This window comes from uncultured Clostridium sp., from assembly GCF_934754925.1.
Lineage (GTDB): Bacteria > Bacillota > Clostridia > Clostridiales > Clostridiaceae > Clostridium.
The window spans coordinates 1-14,679 of the sequence record NZ_CAKVJA010000003.1; the positions used below are offsets into that span (position 1 = coordinate 1).

Sequence of the window (14,679 nt, forward strand, 5' to 3'; positions counted from 1 at the left end):
AAAGAAATATGAACATTTTATTTGACCTAGATTATAATAGCAAACACATAACTGTAAGCTTGGTATCCATGTATAATAATCACTATTTGAAATAGCCATATTATAACTATCTGGCCTTGAATCTAATGCCACTCTATACCAAAATGCTGCTTGTTTAAAATTCTTTTTTTCAATATAATACTCTCCCAAACTACATGCAATTTCTGCTGTGGGCGTATCTATCTTAAAGGATTCAAATGCAATATCAGGTATTTTATCCTTTTTATTTATTATATTTAATGCACTTATAATCTTTAAATATGCACCCTTTACATCCTCTATCCATCCTTGCTTAGTATTTATAAACTTTCTATATTGTTCTATGGCCTCATTATAATATTTATTGTCAAATAATTCATTAGCATAATAATACATATCTCTTGGAGTAAATTTTTTGTTGTTTTTCTCCATGTCTTTAAATATTTGAAGATTTCTATCTGTATACTCTTTAATTTTACCATGTTCAATAGCAAAATCTCCTTCAAGACCTTTACCATAAACCTCTAGATATTCATGAACATTTCCTATCCAAATAAATCTACATTTTCTTTTAACTATTCTATTTCTTCTTAACGATGTAGTCACCTTACCCTCATTATTTCTAGCTAGTATATATTCTGCACTTACATAATCATAACTATCATCCATATTTTCTAAAAGTAATTTTATTTTTCTAATATCGTCATCATTGATATAATCATCACCATCTAACCACATTATATAATCACTCGTTGCTTTACTAAATGCAAAGTTTCTTGCTGCCGAAAAATCATTTATCCATTTAAAATCATATATTTTAGCATTAAATCTTGATGCAATTATCTTTGTTTCATCCTTAGAACCTGTATCTACTATTATAATTTCATTTATAAATGATTTCACTGAATTTAAGCATCTTTCAAGGGTTTTTGCTTCATCCTTCACAATCATACATAAACTTAAAGAAACCTTTCTCTCCATGTATCTCCTTCAATAAAATAAAAATTAATACACATATTATAATAAGAAATCTTATTAAAACATGTGCATTACTATTTAATTATTTAATTCTAAGTAAAAAGCTTTCTCTGAGTCTAATGCTTTGATAATTTTTCCTTTAAAAATTTTTTATTTATAACTTTAATAGTTATAGCTGATATTATAATTATACCTAATATTATAGCTCCATATATCATAAATAAATCCTCAGGTAACGCATTTATTATAGGATCTATCTTTTCATCAAATATCCAATAATCATTTTTAAAAAATATCTTATGAAATATTATAAATGCCTTCGAAAAATCTATAATATATGCCGCTACTAATGTTATAAAAAACATAATTAAAATATTTGCTCCTAAATTAAGATTTCCTATAATTGCTCTACTAAAATATTTATATCCTTTAAGCTTACAAACAATAATATAAATCAAATTACCTACTATAAAAATTAAAGCTATAATAATTAACAAAATAAAAATTCTTTTAACTTCATAGAAATGTATCTCGCCAGAAGAACTCATAGCAAAACTTTTAAATTTTAATGATTTTATAAATGGATTCTGAAGATAATTTATTAATCCACTATAGTCAATAATTAAGTTTTCTCTTGTAACCCCAGTAATATTAATTAAATCATACTTATCTATAATAAATTTATATATAAATTTAAAATTCAATGCTATTATTGTGGAAACTGCTATAATTGATATTGCAGTAAATATACCCATTAGTATTTTTAAAACATTATTTAAATACCCCTTTTTAACATTAACCTTTCCCATAACTCCTCCTTTAACTATATATTATTTTAACATATTTAAACTTATCTGTAATATAATAAGTATTATTCACAAAAAAATAGTAACCTTATTTTTAATAAAGTTACTATTTATATTAATATTAAATTTATCTATTTTATACTTCCTAAAAATTACTTATACTTAATCCCCTCACTTTAATAATAAAAATACTGATTTAAAGTAATATTTAAAAATTTAATTTATACTTATAACTTCTAAATATTACTTTGAATCAGTTTTATTTATTGATTACTTTTATTTATTATACTTCATCATCTTCTGAAGAAACTGTAAACACCTTTGACGGATCAATTCCTAGCTCCTCACAAGCCTCATTTAAATTACAACCAGTTTCATCGATATATTTTGCTACGTAAGCGTTAACATCAATTTGTGAATAAATATTTTCCACTTTGAATTCCTCCCTACCTTTTAATTAATACTTCGTAATTTATATTTATTATATATTTTTATTAATTAAAATATTCCTATATTATCCTTCCTCTTTAAAACTTAGTATATTTTCAGAAAAATTCTAATAATTATAATTATTCTATATTTTAAATATTTATTCTTCTATTTTCTTTACTCTCCTTTTCTACTTTTATACTATTTTATAAATTTTAAAAGCTTATTTTTAACTAATATAACCCATGAAATAATTCAAATTTATGTTATAATATACTTAATTTACTTTAATCTTAAGGCGGTGAGATAATTGAAAATACATTTTGATAAAAAACTATTAAAGTACTCAATATACATTACTTTAACAGCTATTGCTATTTATTTATCTTTAACTATTATGTTTAATATAGGTAAAATTTTTACTACTATATTTAATATTATCAGGGCTGGATTACATCTAATTAAACCCCTGATTATTGCTATAATTATTGCTTACCTACTATATCCATTAACAAAGTTTATAGAAAATTTTCTTAAAACAAATAACCTATACCAAATAAAAAATAAATCTACTAGAAGAGTAATAGCTATTGTATTATCTTATGTTTCAATAATTGGAATTGTACTTTCTTTACTTTGGGGTATTTATTTCATGATTGGTGGTCAGCTATCAAAAAATACAACAATAACAAATATAATATCGGATATATCTTCATACTTGAGTACTAATTCATTTTCTACTTCCACAATAGAAAATACTTTAAAAAACCTTAATATACCATTCATTGATACCTTACAACCATATATAATTCAAATAGTTGATTCTCTTCAAAAATATATTATGATTAATTTTGGAGCTATGACTTCTAATATTATGTCTATCGGAAGTAGTATTGCTTCATTCTTTGTAGCAATTATTATAAGTATTTATATTCTTAAGGATTCTGAATACTTTATTAGATTGTGGAAAAAATTATATTATTTAATTTTTAGAGAAAGCCGTGTTGGAAATAAAATTGAAGAAATATTTAGGCTAGTACATGACGTATTTTCAAAATTTATTCGAGGTCAATTGTTAGAGGCATTTTTTGTTGGTGCATTATCAGCAATAGCTTTATCTCTAGTTGGCATAGATTATGCTATTGTAATAGGCCTTATTGCAGGTATTTGCAATATGATTCCTTATGTTGGACCTTTAGTTGGTACACTTCTAGCTGCAATTATGGGACTATTGAGTGGTAGACCTATTAAAGTTATTTACGCTATTATTGCTATGCTCATTGTTCAACAAATTGATAATAATTTATTAGCACCTAAAATTGTTGGAAATAGTGTTGGTCTTCATGCCGTCTTTACTATGATGGCAATTATAATAGGTGGTAATATAGGTGGCCTACTTGGAATGTTACTTGCAGTTCCAGTAGCAGCTTCTATTAGAGTTTTATTTAATAAATGGTATGAAGAATACACAAATTCAAACTTACCAGAAAATTAGATATTTATTATAAAATAAAAAAAGTCTGTTTTCAGACTTTTTTATTTTACTTAATAAAATTTATACTACACAACTTAGAAGCATAGTAGCTATTCCCCCTATAATTACTGTTTGCCCTATCTTTATGTTATCAATATTAATAATGGAATATAAGAATCCACCAATAACCAAAAATACACCTGTATATAATATTACATCAAAATAATTATTTAAATAACTCTTAGAAAGAAGACTACTAACTAGCATTACCACTAACGTAATTACTATTCCATATATTTCTTTCTTAATCCTTTCTTTGCAATTATTCATTTTCCCCCATCTCCTTTATTATTTATCCCTATTTTTTATTTACTATATATAAACTACTAATTAAAACGTATACTACAATACTATTTTACCATATTATTCCATATTTTTCTATGCCACTTCCTTTTTTTATAAAAAAAATAAAAATCTCACTTAGACGTGAGATTTTAAATTAATATTTTAATTTCCTATTTTAGTTATTGTTTTCTTACCATCACATTTCCATTTAATTTGTTCTTTACAGCTATCACAAGTTATAATTCCATTAGCCTCACAACCTGGTTCCTCAAAAATTATTTCTCCACAGTTAGGACATACAACGTTATTCATAATAAATCTCCTCTTATTGTTAAAACTATATTTATATATTTTTATTATTAATCATTTAAATATTATTATGCAATTATAGTAGTTAACTTTTTTAAATATATGTTTATCAAATTTTTAAAAGTGTGTTATAATTTGTAAATAGGAATAATTTATGAAAAATTGTGATATTTTATTACAATTTAAACAATAAATATATTGACATATTTATCAAATTTGTAATAAAATCACTATAAGGAAATTGCGAATATTTTTCTTCTTATCCTTATTATTATTCGACTTTTAAATGAGAGGATGTGAACTTATTTCGTAAATATTATATAGATATTACGAAATTAAAGCTTATGATTGATAATTTACTTTACACTATACCTAAAGAAAATCATACAAATGAGCAAGTAAGAGAACTTCTGTATGCCCATCCAGAAATAAAATTTGTATCATTTGTTGGTGTTGATCTTTCTGGAAATGATACTGATGAAAAAATTCCAATAAACTTATTTTTAGATGACTTAGATTCATTCCTTCATGGTGTTGCAGTGCAAACAGATGGTTCATCAGTTGTTTTACCTGGAATTGCTACATTAAATAATGCAAAAGTAGATATGGTTGCTGACTTAAACTGTAAGTGGTTTGTTGATTATAACTATGATTTTATTGATTATTCAACAAATAAACCTGTAGGTACTTTAAGGATCCCTTGTTTCTTATATCATGATAATAAACCTGTAGATTCAAGAAACATTTTAAATAATGCAGTTAAAACTTTTAAAGATAACTTATGGAATATATTTGAAACAAATCCTGAAGTGTTAGATATTTATAATATAAATAAAGATGATATTGATGAAATAGTTATAACTTCTGCTACAGAATTAGAATTTTGGGTTAAAACCCCAAATACCGATGCTGAACTTGAAGAGTTGTCTACTTCTCAAGTACTTCATGAACAATATTGGACAAGAACCAAGGGTAAAGTTCGTACAGCATTAGAAGAAAGCTTATTATTAATGGAAGCTTATGGCTTTGAACCTGAAATGGGTCATAAAGAAGTTGGTGGGGTTAGAGCTAAACTAGACTCTTCTGGTAACTTTAATCATGTAATGGAGCAAATTGAAGTTGACTGGAAATATTCTGATGCAGTTCAAGCTGCTGATAATGAATTATTTATAAAAATATTAGTACAAGAAACTTATAGAAGATATGGATTAGATGTTACATTCATGGCTAAACCTATTGATGGTGTGGCTGGTTCTGGTATGCACGTTCATTTAGGAATTAGTTTAAAACTTAAGAACGGTAAGAGAATAAACTTATTCCATACTACAAAAGATCACTTCTTAAGTGTTATTGGGTATGGTTCATTAATGGGTCTTCTTAAGAACTATGAAGTTATGAATCCATTTATTTCTTCAACTAATAATTCTTTAAAAAGATTAAAGCCTGGATTTGAAGCTCCAGTTTGTATAGTTACTTCTCTTGGATTATCACCAAGTAATCCATCTAGAAATAGATCTATACTTGTAGGGCTTATTAGAGACTTAGCTAATCCTCTAGCTACAAGATTTGAGTTAAGATCTCCAAACCCACATTCAAATGCATATATAACTATAGCTGTATGCTACATGTCTATGCTTGATGGTATTCTTTATGCTGTAAATAATAATAAAACTGATGATGAACTACTAGCTGAACTTTCTAAAGAATATGGCGAAGAGGCAGATTACTTAGAAAGAGATAGAAAATATAGAGCTGAAGAAGATGTATTTGAAGATTTCACTGAAGAAGAAAGAAATAAATATTTTAGTAAAGCACCAGCTACAATTTATGAAAATATTAGTGCCTTAGATAAATATCCTGAAAAGGTAGAGGTTTTAAAGAGAAATGGTGTATTAACTGATCAACTTATTAATAGCTTTAGAATGGCTACTATTCAAAGATGGAAAATGGAAATATCTCATAGAATAGTAAATAAATTCACTGCTGAGATAAGAGCTTCAAAAGCTCTTCATGATGTAAATAAAGCTCTTGATTTAGATTTAACTAACTGGATGAGAATTCATGAATTAAGACTTTATATAATGAAAGATACTAATTCTACTAAGAGTCTTTTCACAAGACTTAAAGATGCAATTAATGATGATAATTTATCACTTGCTTCTGATCTTTATTTAGAATTAGAAGATAAAATGAGTTTATTAAGACATCTATACTCTTCATATAAGAAGAATTTATTAGATATTTAGCAAAAAAATGAACTGCTACTTTTAGCAGTTCATTTTTTTATTATTATTCTATATATTTTTATGTATTCTCTCCATATAGAATGTAATAATCATAGTCATTGCATAATCATAGATTAGGAAAACTGGTTGTGCTACTATCCATAATATTATCAGTGCAATAGTTCTTGCTGAATCATTAAAAAATTTAGACATTAACACTTCTAATCCAGCTATTATATTTACACCCAAAACATTTTGCATTATTATAAATCCAATTATAAATACTATGTTAAAAAATATAATCTTAAGCATTATTTCTAATTTTTCTTTTCTTATTTTTTCTATAAAGTACTTAATTATTCCGTATACTCCAAAAAATATAAAATATAAAAACGATATATTAATTGGAACTAAGAAAAAAGAAATTAAACTAGATGATATATACACAAAAATAGATGTCTGAATATTACTTCTTATAATACATATTGGTATTATAGCAGATGCAATTGTTAATATTGCTAATGTACTTATTGGTAATATTGATGTTGCATATAACACTATAGCAGTTAATGCAACTAAAATTCCACCAAGAGCTATATCCCTCGCCTTCATAAAATTCCCCCTATTAGCAGCAGCCTATAAGATCCCCACCAAAACATTGGCATAATGAATCTAAACACCATAAATTCATGCAACAATCACAAGCATCCATATTTCCAGTTGAAGTTCTATATGTTTGACCGTATCCTCTTCCTCTTGATTGTAATTGATTTAACGCTTGCCTATACTCAAAATTATTGGGATCCATAGAACATGCTCTTTGTATATTGTTATAAGCTGATTCAAACCAGCCCTTTGCCATCATAACATTTCCATATAAGTAATACCATTCTGCATCTCTTTGCTTTATGATATTAAGCTTTGCTTCTGCCGCAGTTATACTTCTCATCTGAATAAGACTTCTCACTTCTGCATAAATAGCTGTGTTACTACTGTATGAATTAGATCCATTATTATAACTAGAATTATATTTATTTGATGAAGAATTATAACTTGAATTTTCTCCACCATTCTTTAACATATCATAAGCTTTATTTATTTCTGCTAATTTTTCCTGTGCTAAATCCTTAAGTGGATTATCAGCATATTGATCTGGATGATATTGTTTTACTAACTTTCTATAGGCTGATTTTATTTCTTCTTGAGAAGCCCCAGGCTTCACTCCTAATACTTCATAGGGATTCATTTTAATACACTCCTTTTATCCTCTGCTATCATCATAATTTATAAATCTTAAATATATATTAATATTTAGTTTTTTTATTCTTGCAATTACAATTACTTATTATTTTTTCATATTTATCCATCATACCCAAATTAATTATATTTTCTAAAATAGCTTTATTTCTCTTTAAAGGTAATTTATCTAATGAATACTTACAGTTATATCCACAATTTAAAATTATAAATTCCATTCTTGGTTTAATTTCTTCTAATAATTCTTCATAACTTTTATTATCTTTATTATATAAATAGTTTATTGGATTAAATTTATTTTTTTCTATATCTTCCTTTAAGTCATCTAACGCATCTATTAAATAAATCCATTTCCCAAGGGCATAGCCTAAGTCATAAAGTTGATATCTTAACTCATTACAATCATCATCAACCCTCTCAGGATATAATTCTAGAATTTTAGCTACTATCAAACTAAAAGGGTGAGAAATTTCATCTATTGATGAAAATTCTTTAGTTTTTTCTAAATTAGATAGCATATTTAAATTTTCTTCTATTATATCATTAATAATAGTAACATTTCTGTTAAATTTTTGTTTATATGGAGCTAATGCAGCACTTTCAAGTTTACTTTTCAAACTTCTATCATCATTTACATCATCTATTAACTTATAATATACTAATGAAACATTCATAGCCGCTGTATATTCTAATGCTTTATTATTTATAATCATAGGCTTATTTTTTAATGGATGAGCCATACACCTTTTAAATTGAATATTAGGCTCTTCGCTATGTAAAGCATCTAAAAGTAATCCTAAAAAGGCCATATCATAATTTAATGCTAACCTCGGAATATTTCCAAAATTATCTTTAATATGCATACATACTCCACAGTAATATCCTCTAAACATTTCATATTCTCTTATTTTAAGTTCAGGTTTAAGCGGAGTCACATAACCAAACAAATAATCACTCCCTTATATATGTTATTTATATATAGATTTAGTATAATTTATTTACAAATATTAATCAATTTTTACTATTTATATTTTATTTATTATTCATTATCTATCTATAAAATAAAAATAACTCTTTAAAACCTAATTTTAAAGAGCTATTCTAAACTTAAAAACTTCCACCACCACCGCCGTGAGTATTTCCACTGCTAGAATTATGGGTAGAACTTCCACCACTACTTGAATTATTTTTTTCAATTTTTCTTTTAGTAGTGAATGTATTTACAAAAGTATCCCTTCTTCTGGTGAATACTATAGAATTATTATCTACATAATTTATACTAGAAATTGATTTTGTATTTTTATAAGAATTAACTACAACTATACACACTAAACTTGCTACTATAGTTGCAGCCGCTAAAGCAATTAATACTACCTTTATATTATTCTCTTCTTCACTATAGGTATATTGATCTTCTGGTATTCCACTCTCCATATAATATTGTATATCTGTTAAGAATATATTACATCCATCAAAATACTCTTCATTACTCAAATACTTACTTATATCACTAACAATAGAATCTATCCTATTATCAGTAAAATATTCTATTGCATCTCCACTAGTAGAAATCCAAATTTTTCTATCACTCATGTCTATTAATAATAATAATCCACTATTATTATTACCTAATCCATAGCCATTATAATCATAATAATCATCTGCATAATCTCTAGGAGTTTTTCCTTTCAAATCATTAGAGGTAACTATAACCGCATCCATACTATATTTTTCTCTAAATTTTTCAATATTCTCTATTAACTGATTTCTTTCATTCTGTGATAAAAGGTTTGCGTCATCAACTACAGGATTCACATTAGCCTTAACCATAAAACTAATGGATAATATAAAAATTAATGTACTAATAAAAGGTATATACTTCCTATTTAAACTATTCATATAATCATACCTCCTATAAATACTAATAAAAATACAATAATAAAAACAAATAAAAATAATATAAATATTTTCCCCTTAGATACAGGTAATGACCCAAAAATTTTCCCCGTCTGTCCATTCATAGCAAAAATATAATTACTACTTCCTGAACTATATGTCATCATCCATACAGGCATTAATGCATAATTGCAAGAAGTTTTATTAAAGCTTTCCTTAGTTCCTATAACATCAACAGTTGAATATCCACTTATTGAACTTCTTAATATATCATTAGTTCCTAACTTTATTTTCTTTTCTATTAATGGCAAAACCTCATCTTTTGTTTTATCATATTTTTCCGAAAAGAAACCTGGTAAATAAGCAATAGAAAACTCTTGAAATCCTTTAGAATCATATGGCTCTATACTTTCCATAATCTTATCATCCATTTTACTTGATGCATTGCTAGGCACATTTTTAAAGCTTAAATTTGCTTCTCTATAAATATTATATATATCTGTTTTAGTATATTTATAATCTCCACTCACCCATGTTGTAATTTTTTTACCTCTTGCACTCATTTGTCCAGTTACATCAGAATCAACTATCCAGAAAGGAATATAAATACCTGTTATTTTTTCTAATTGTTTGGATGAATAAAATTCATTAGGTAAAAACCATTTCTTTTTACTCCACTTCATAAAATTTTCAATAGCCTTATCTTTATCTATTTTAAATGGAATAACCTTAGAAGGCTTAAATTCTCCATTAAACTTATCACTTAAAACAACAGGTCCATGGCAATAACAACAAAATGTAGCTGTAGTATTATTATCTACTACTACCTCTGCCCCACACCTTGGACATGAATAAATCCTAGTTTTTTCATCAATATTATCCCATTCTTTATTATAAGTATAGTCTAAGTTTTCCTTATTTATATGTTCATTATCTAAGGTATTCAATCTTTCTATTTCATCTATAGTAAACTCACTTAAACAAAAATCACATTTACCTTTTTGTACTTCTGGATTAAATTTAATCTCTGCTCCACAATTTGGACATTTATAGGTAACAGCAGTCATTTTTTTCCCCCTATTTAATATTTCTTATTTATAAAATTATACCATATATTTTAAAATATTATTTAAAATACCAATTATATTTCATATTTAAAAACTTAATTTTAATGGAACACATTTTTTTAATTTGTCTATATATTTTTATCAAAATTTTAATTTACTCTATTATAATATTTAAGGCTATTTGCCCATATTTATACATTTTATTTTTCTTGACTTTTATTTATTAATGTGATTTAAATTCTTTATTTATAAGTGCTAAGAGCATTTTTCCGTAATTATCCAGTTGACCTTTGGAAATACAACCCTTGTTCTATTTTTCCAGACTAATTTGACAGTATTTTTGATATATAGTATAAACTAGTTGCAGAACGAAGGAATTAAATTTACAATCTTGGAGGTGTATTTTCTGTTTAAGAAAATTTTTATTTTAACAACTTCACTTGCACTATTAATATTCGGTATAAATGAGTTTTATGCACAAGCAAGTGTTTTAAATAATTCAAGTAAAAAAGTTGTTAATGTTAGTTATTTAGAAAAACATAATGATAATAATCAAACAAATTCAGATAATGATTCAACTAATAATGGTAATGCTATATTAATTAACTCTAATAACGATATAATTATTAATGACATTACTACTAATACTAATGTAAATATTGAATTTACTTCTACAGCTGATAACATAATGAAAGATGTGTCTATCTATAATAAAAAGGTGAAAGAAAAACAAATTAACGAAAAAGCTGATAACACAAAATCAGAAGCTAATGTAAAATCTGAAACCGTATCTGAAACTAAAGAATCTGACAATTCATATAAAGCTATTTATACAATGGAAGCTACTGCATATACTGGAGATACTACTACTGCTACCGGTATTACCCCAGTTCGCAATCCTGAAGGACTTAGTACTATTGCTGTAGATCCATCAATAATTCCTTTAGGTTCAAAAGTTTATATACCAGGATATGGTGAAGCTATTGCTGCTGATACCGGTGGAGCTATTAAAGGAAATAGAGTTGATTTATTTTTAAATTCTGAAAATGAATGTACTAATTGGGGTAGACAAAATATCACTCTATATGTCCTGTCATATCCAGGTGAATGGTAAAATTAATAGTAATAATTCATTTACTATTGTTCATACTAATTAAAGTAATGCTTTTTATTTTAATTAGGAGGGTTCAGTTTGTTAATACCTAAATTTACTTTTTGTATACATAAATACAATTCTGAAATAGTAAGAAATATTTGCTTTAAAGGTGGCTATTATGAAAAGTTGACTTGTAAGAAGTGTGGTAAAGTTAAAAATCTATATTGGTAGAATAACTTTATTGTATAAAATACAAAGGAGTATATTAATTTCAATATACTCCCTTTTTTTAATTTAACTATTTTATTAATTTTTCGTAAGTTGCTTGTGCATCTGCTGATACGTCACTATTTACTATAAATAATGAAACTAAATTTCCATCAACCTTTACTTCTGCACTTTCAGAAACTTCTTGTTCTTCTGGATAAAAAGCACTTCCTATTTTATCTTGTAAAACTTGCTCTACTGAAGCTTTTACCTCATCTACTTTACCTTCCTTTGCTTTTACAACCATAATAAATCCTGGCCCTGGAGATATTTGAGTGTCTAATATTCCGTAATCTTCTATATCATCTAAATTTAAATGATAAATTTCTGATGCCATAGTATCATCAATTTCAGCAGCAGCTCTCACATATTCTTTCTCATTTAACTTTTCAACTATTTCTTTTGCTGATACTGAATTTGTTTGTTGTGTACTTTGTTCCACTGATGAAGAATTTCCTGAATTTTTATTTCCACACCCAGTTAATGTTGCTCCAATCATAACTGCTATTAATGTACTTACTAATATTTTTTTCATTATTGTAACCTCACTTTATTCTTTTGCTATATCAATTTTCTTGTCCTCTTATTAGACTATCTTGTTATTTAAATTGTTCCCAAGATTTAAAATTTTTTTAATTTTATTTATTTCCATTTATTTACAATTCATTCTATTTTAATTATACTTATATTAAGAAACACAATCTCTTCTTAAAGCAAAGGTAAAAATTTTATTAATAAAATTACTACTTAGATAACTTTTAGGACTCCTTTATGAAATGAGGTGATTTATATAGACAATGATAATTTTAACTTAACCGAAAGACGAAAATTACTTCATGAACGACAAAGAAAAAGGCAAAAAATATTTAAGCTTATAACTTTATCAATTCCTCTATTTATTGTATTAATAACCATAATAAGCATTATGTCAAATAGAAATAATACAATTGCAGCTTTTAATTTAGCTATACCTAAAATAGAAGAAAAACAGCTTTATACTGTTTGTATAGATCCTGGTCACGGCGATTGGGATTATGGTGCAATTAGCCCAAATGGTACAGCTGAAAAAGATATTACACTTTCTATTTCTTTAAAACTAGGTAAGTTATTAGAAGAGGATGGTAGTTTTAAGATTATTTATACTCGTGCAACAGATACTATGGATTGGATAGAAACAGCAAATGACAGTTTAAAAGAAAGAATTAAAATCTCGAAAATATCTAATGCAGATATCTTTGTGTCTATTCATTGTAACTATAGCTCTGATTCTAATGATGTTTTAGGGGTTGAAACCTGGTATAATCCTTCTGATGATAGTAGTTTAACCTTAGCAAAATATTTACAACAATCTCTAATAGATTTAGATTATACTAATAATAGAGGAGTAAAATCATATGTTCCCGGCGAAGAGCTTGCAGTTTTAGAATTAAACTCTACAACATCAGCTTTAGTTGAATTAGGATTTCTAACGAATCCTTCTGATGAAAAATATCTTACTTCAAGTATTGGGCAAGATAATTGTGCAAATGCACTTTATAGAGCAATTCTTGAATATAGAGATGATACTAATGAATAAGAGAAAAAAGAATCTAAATAATAGCAATACTTTACTATTATTTAGATTCTTAAACTTATTATTTTATTGTTACTGTATATGAACTATTAAACTTTTCTCCTATATCTAATTTTTGTATTCCATCCTTATCTTTTAATTCTCCAGTAAAATCTTCAAAATCAGCATGTCCATACCATGGCTCTATACATACAAAAGGTGCTCCTGTTGACTTTGTCCATAATCCCATATAAGGGAATCCAGTAAAGTCCATAGTTAATACTTTATCATGATTAACAGATTTTAATCTTATTTTATTTGACTTTAAGCTATCAAAAACTAAAGCATCACCTTTAAACAAATCAAAACTTAAAGGTATTATATTATTATCAACTAAATATTGCTTTCTTTCACGTTTTATATAACCATCTTTATTTATAGGCATTATATCGCAATTTTCCTTTTCATTGAACTCAAAATAATAATCATCTATTATTTCTCCAGGCATAATTGGACACATAAATGCTGGATGCGCTCCTATTGAAAAGTAAATCATCTTATTATCAGTATTTTCTACTATATATTCTGTTATAACTCCATTTTCTAACAAAGTATAAGAAATTTTTAATGAAAATTTATATGGATATACCTTTAAAGTTTCTTCTGAATCAACTAATTCAAAAACAATATTATCATCCGTCTTTTTTATCATTTCAAACTCTTTCAGTCTAGCTAATCCATGTTGTGGTAAATTATATTCTTTTCCATCAACTCTATAACTCCCATTGTTAACCTTGCCTACTATTGGAAATAATACTGGTGCACTATATCCCCAATATCTCTTATTTCTGTTCCATAAATATTCAATTCCATCTACTTTAGATTTAATATTGTGAAGTTCTGCACCCTGATTGCTTATAGTAATTTTAATTTTTTCATTCTCCAATGTATACAACATTT

The 14,679-nt window shown here is 26.1% G+C and carries 16 protein-coding genes and 1 pseudogene; 5 read left to right on the forward strand and 12 right to left on the reverse strand.

Features of this window, described 5'->3' with window-relative positions; all coding sequences use genetic code 11:
• From Q0G30_RS02435 to Q0G30_RS02445, 3 genes are all read right to left on the reverse strand, one after another.
• On the reverse strand, positions 1-999 hold a 999-nt coding region (locus Q0G30_RS02435), incomplete at its 3' end, for a glycosyltransferase family 2 protein (RefSeq protein WP_294386034.1).
• 113 nt (positions 1,000-1,112) lie between these two features.
• Entirely contained in the window at positions 1,113-1,805 is a 693-nt protein-coding gene (locus Q0G30_RS02440; RefSeq protein WP_294386036.1) for a TIGR01906 family membrane protein, read from the reverse strand.
• A gap of 280 nt (positions 1,806-2,085) precedes the next feature.
• On the reverse strand, positions 2,086-2,235 hold the full coding sequence (locus Q0G30_RS02445) for a hypothetical protein (protein ID WP_294386038.1): 150 nt from the start codon (positions 2,233-2,235) through the stop codon (positions 2,086-2,088).
• Between the two features lie 306 nt (positions 2,236-2,541).
• Between Q0G30_RS02445 and Q0G30_RS02450 the strand changes: the two genes are divergently transcribed.
• Positions 2,542-3,726 (forward strand): AI-2E family transporter, encoded by a 1,185-nt coding sequence (locus Q0G30_RS02450; protein WP_294386041.1) that lies wholly within the window; start codon positions 2,542-2,544, stop codon positions 3,724-3,726.
• A gap of 60 nt (positions 3,727-3,786) precedes the next feature.
• Here Q0G30_RS02450 and Q0G30_RS02455 read toward each other — a convergent pair whose 3' ends face one another.
• Positions 3,787-4,035: a hypothetical protein gene (locus tag Q0G30_RS02455; RefSeq protein WP_294386043.1), complete on the reverse strand. Its 249-nt coding sequence runs from the start codon at positions 4,033-4,035 to the stop codon at positions 3,787-3,789.
• Positions 4,036-4,212: 177 nt separating this feature from the next.
• Positions 4,213-4,362, reverse strand: a complete 150-nt coding sequence (locus Q0G30_RS02460) for a hypothetical protein (protein WP_195467845.1) — start codon at positions 4,360-4,362, stop codon at positions 4,213-4,215.
• A 341-nt stretch (positions 4,363-4,703) separates the two neighbouring features.
• On the opposite strand from Q0G30_RS02460, the gene Q0G30_RS02465 reads away from it, so the two are divergent.
• Positions 4,704-6,605 (forward strand): glutamine synthetase, encoded by a 1,902-nt coding sequence (locus Q0G30_RS02465; protein WP_294386283.1) that lies wholly within the window; start codon positions 4,704-4,706, stop codon positions 6,603-6,605.
• Between the two features lie 48 nt (positions 6,606-6,653).
• Here the strand turns inward: Q0G30_RS02465 and Q0G30_RS02470 are convergent, their stop codons facing one another.
• The 5 genes from Q0G30_RS02470 to Q0G30_RS02490 all read right to left on the reverse strand — a co-directional run bounded on the left by Q0G30_RS02470 (position 6,654) and on the right by Q0G30_RS02490 (position 10,804).
• Positions 6,654-7,196: a hypothetical protein gene (locus Q0G30_RS02470; RefSeq protein WP_294386047.1), complete on the reverse strand. Its 543-nt coding sequence runs from the start codon at positions 7,194-7,196 to the stop codon at positions 6,654-6,656.
• 13 nt (positions 7,197-7,209) lie between these two features.
• Positions 7,210-7,830 (reverse strand): J domain-containing protein, encoded by a 621-nt coding sequence (locus Q0G30_RS02475; protein ID WP_294386050.1) that lies wholly within the window; start codon positions 7,828-7,830, stop codon positions 7,210-7,212.
• Between the two features lie 58 nt (positions 7,831-7,888).
• The gene (locus Q0G30_RS02480; protein WP_294386053.1) at positions 7,889-8,788 is read right to left on the reverse strand and encodes a DUF5685 family protein; all 900 of its coding nucleotides are present in this window, start codon (positions 8,786-8,788) and stop codon (positions 7,889-7,891) included.
• A 160-nt stretch (positions 8,789-8,948) separates the two neighbouring features.
• Entirely contained in the window at positions 8,949-9,740 is a 792-nt protein-coding gene (locus tag Q0G30_RS02485; RefSeq protein ID WP_294386057.1) for a TPM domain-containing protein, read from the reverse strand.
• Complete coding sequence (locus Q0G30_RS02490; protein WP_294386062.1) at positions 9,737-10,804, reverse strand: hypothetical protein; 1,068 nt, start codon at positions 10,802-10,804, stop codon at positions 9,737-9,739. Before Q0G30_RS02490 ends, Q0G30_RS02485 begins: the two co-directional genes overlap by 4 nt.
• Before the next feature lie 832 nt (positions 10,805-11,636).
• Here Q0G30_RS02490 and Q0G30_RS02495 point away from each other — a divergent pair.
• Both Q0G30_RS02495 and Q0G30_RS02500 read left to right on the forward strand, forming a co-directional pair.
• Positions 11,637-11,918: pseudogene (locus Q0G30_RS02495) on the forward strand (3D domain-containing protein); the annotation flags it as partial.
• A gap of 78 nt (positions 11,919-11,996) precedes the next feature.
• The gene (locus Q0G30_RS02500; protein ID WP_294386066.1) at positions 11,997-12,131 is read left to right on the forward strand and encodes a hypothetical protein; all 135 of its coding nucleotides are present in this window, start codon (positions 11,997-11,999) and stop codon (positions 12,129-12,131) included.
• Positions 12,132-12,198: 67 nt separating this feature from the next.
• Here Q0G30_RS02500 and Q0G30_RS02505 read toward each other — a convergent pair whose 3' ends face one another.
• A complete protein-coding gene (locus Q0G30_RS02505) occupies positions 12,199-12,702 on the reverse strand; it encodes a DUF4358 domain-containing protein (protein WP_294386069.1) in 504 nt (167 codons plus the stop codon).
• Positions 12,703-12,948: 246 nt separating this feature from the next.
• On the opposite strand from Q0G30_RS02505, the gene Q0G30_RS02510 reads away from it, so the two are divergent.
• Positions 12,949-13,743 (forward strand): N-acetylmuramoyl-L-alanine amidase, encoded by a 795-nt coding sequence (locus Q0G30_RS02510; protein ID WP_294386071.1) that lies wholly within the window; start codon positions 12,949-12,951, stop codon positions 13,741-13,743.
• 58 nt (positions 13,744-13,801) lie between these two features.
• On the opposite strand, the gene Q0G30_RS02515 is transcribed toward Q0G30_RS02510, so the two are convergent.
• The gene (locus Q0G30_RS02515) at positions 13,802-14,677 is read right to left on the reverse strand and encodes an aldose 1-epimerase family protein (RefSeq protein ID WP_294386074.1); all 876 of its coding nucleotides are present in this window, start codon (positions 14,675-14,677) and stop codon (positions 13,802-13,804) included.
• Positions 14,678-14,679: the final 2 nt, after the last annotated feature.

Excerpts from the sequence above, each read along its gene's own strand:
- Q0G30_RS02505 (WP_294386069.1), bottom strand. The coding sequence starts at position 12,702 with ATGAAAAAAATATTAGTAAGTACATTAATAGCAGTTATGATTGGAGCA.
- Q0G30_RS02460 (WP_195467845.1), bottom strand. The coding sequence starts at position 4,362 with ATGAATAACGTTGTATGTCCTAACTGTGGAGAAATAATTTTTGAGGAA.
- Q0G30_RS02455 (WP_294386043.1), bottom strand. The coding sequence starts at position 4,035 with ATGAATAATTGCAAAGAAAGGATTAAGAAAGAAATATATGGAATAGTA.
- Q0G30_RS02485 (WP_294386057.1), bottom strand. The coding sequence starts at position 9,740 with ATGAATAGTTTAAATAGGAAGTATATACCTTTTATTAGTACATTAATT.
- Q0G30_RS02490 (WP_294386062.1), bottom strand. The coding sequence starts at position 10,804 with ATGACTGCTGTTACCTATAAATGTCCAAATTGTGGAGCAGAGATTAAA.
- Q0G30_RS02515 (WP_294386074.1), bottom strand. The coding sequence starts at position 14,677 with ATGTTGTATACATTGGAGAATGAAAAAATTAAAATTACTATAAGCAAT.
- Q0G30_RS02440 (WP_294386036.1), bottom strand. The coding sequence starts at position 1,805 with ATGGGAAAGGTTAATGTTAAAAAGGGGTATTTAAATAATGTTTTAAAA.
- Q0G30_RS02470 (WP_294386047.1), bottom strand. The coding sequence starts at position 7,196 with ATGAAGGCGAGGGATATAGCTCTTGGTGGAATTTTAGTTGCATTAACT.
- Q0G30_RS02465 (WP_294386283.1), top strand. The coding sequence starts at position 4,704 with ATGATTGATAATTTACTTTACACTATACCTAAAGAAAATCATACAAAT.
- Q0G30_RS02475 (WP_294386050.1), bottom strand. The coding sequence starts at position 7,830 with ATGAATCCCTATGAAGTATTAGGAGTGAAGCCTGGGGCTTCTCAAGAA.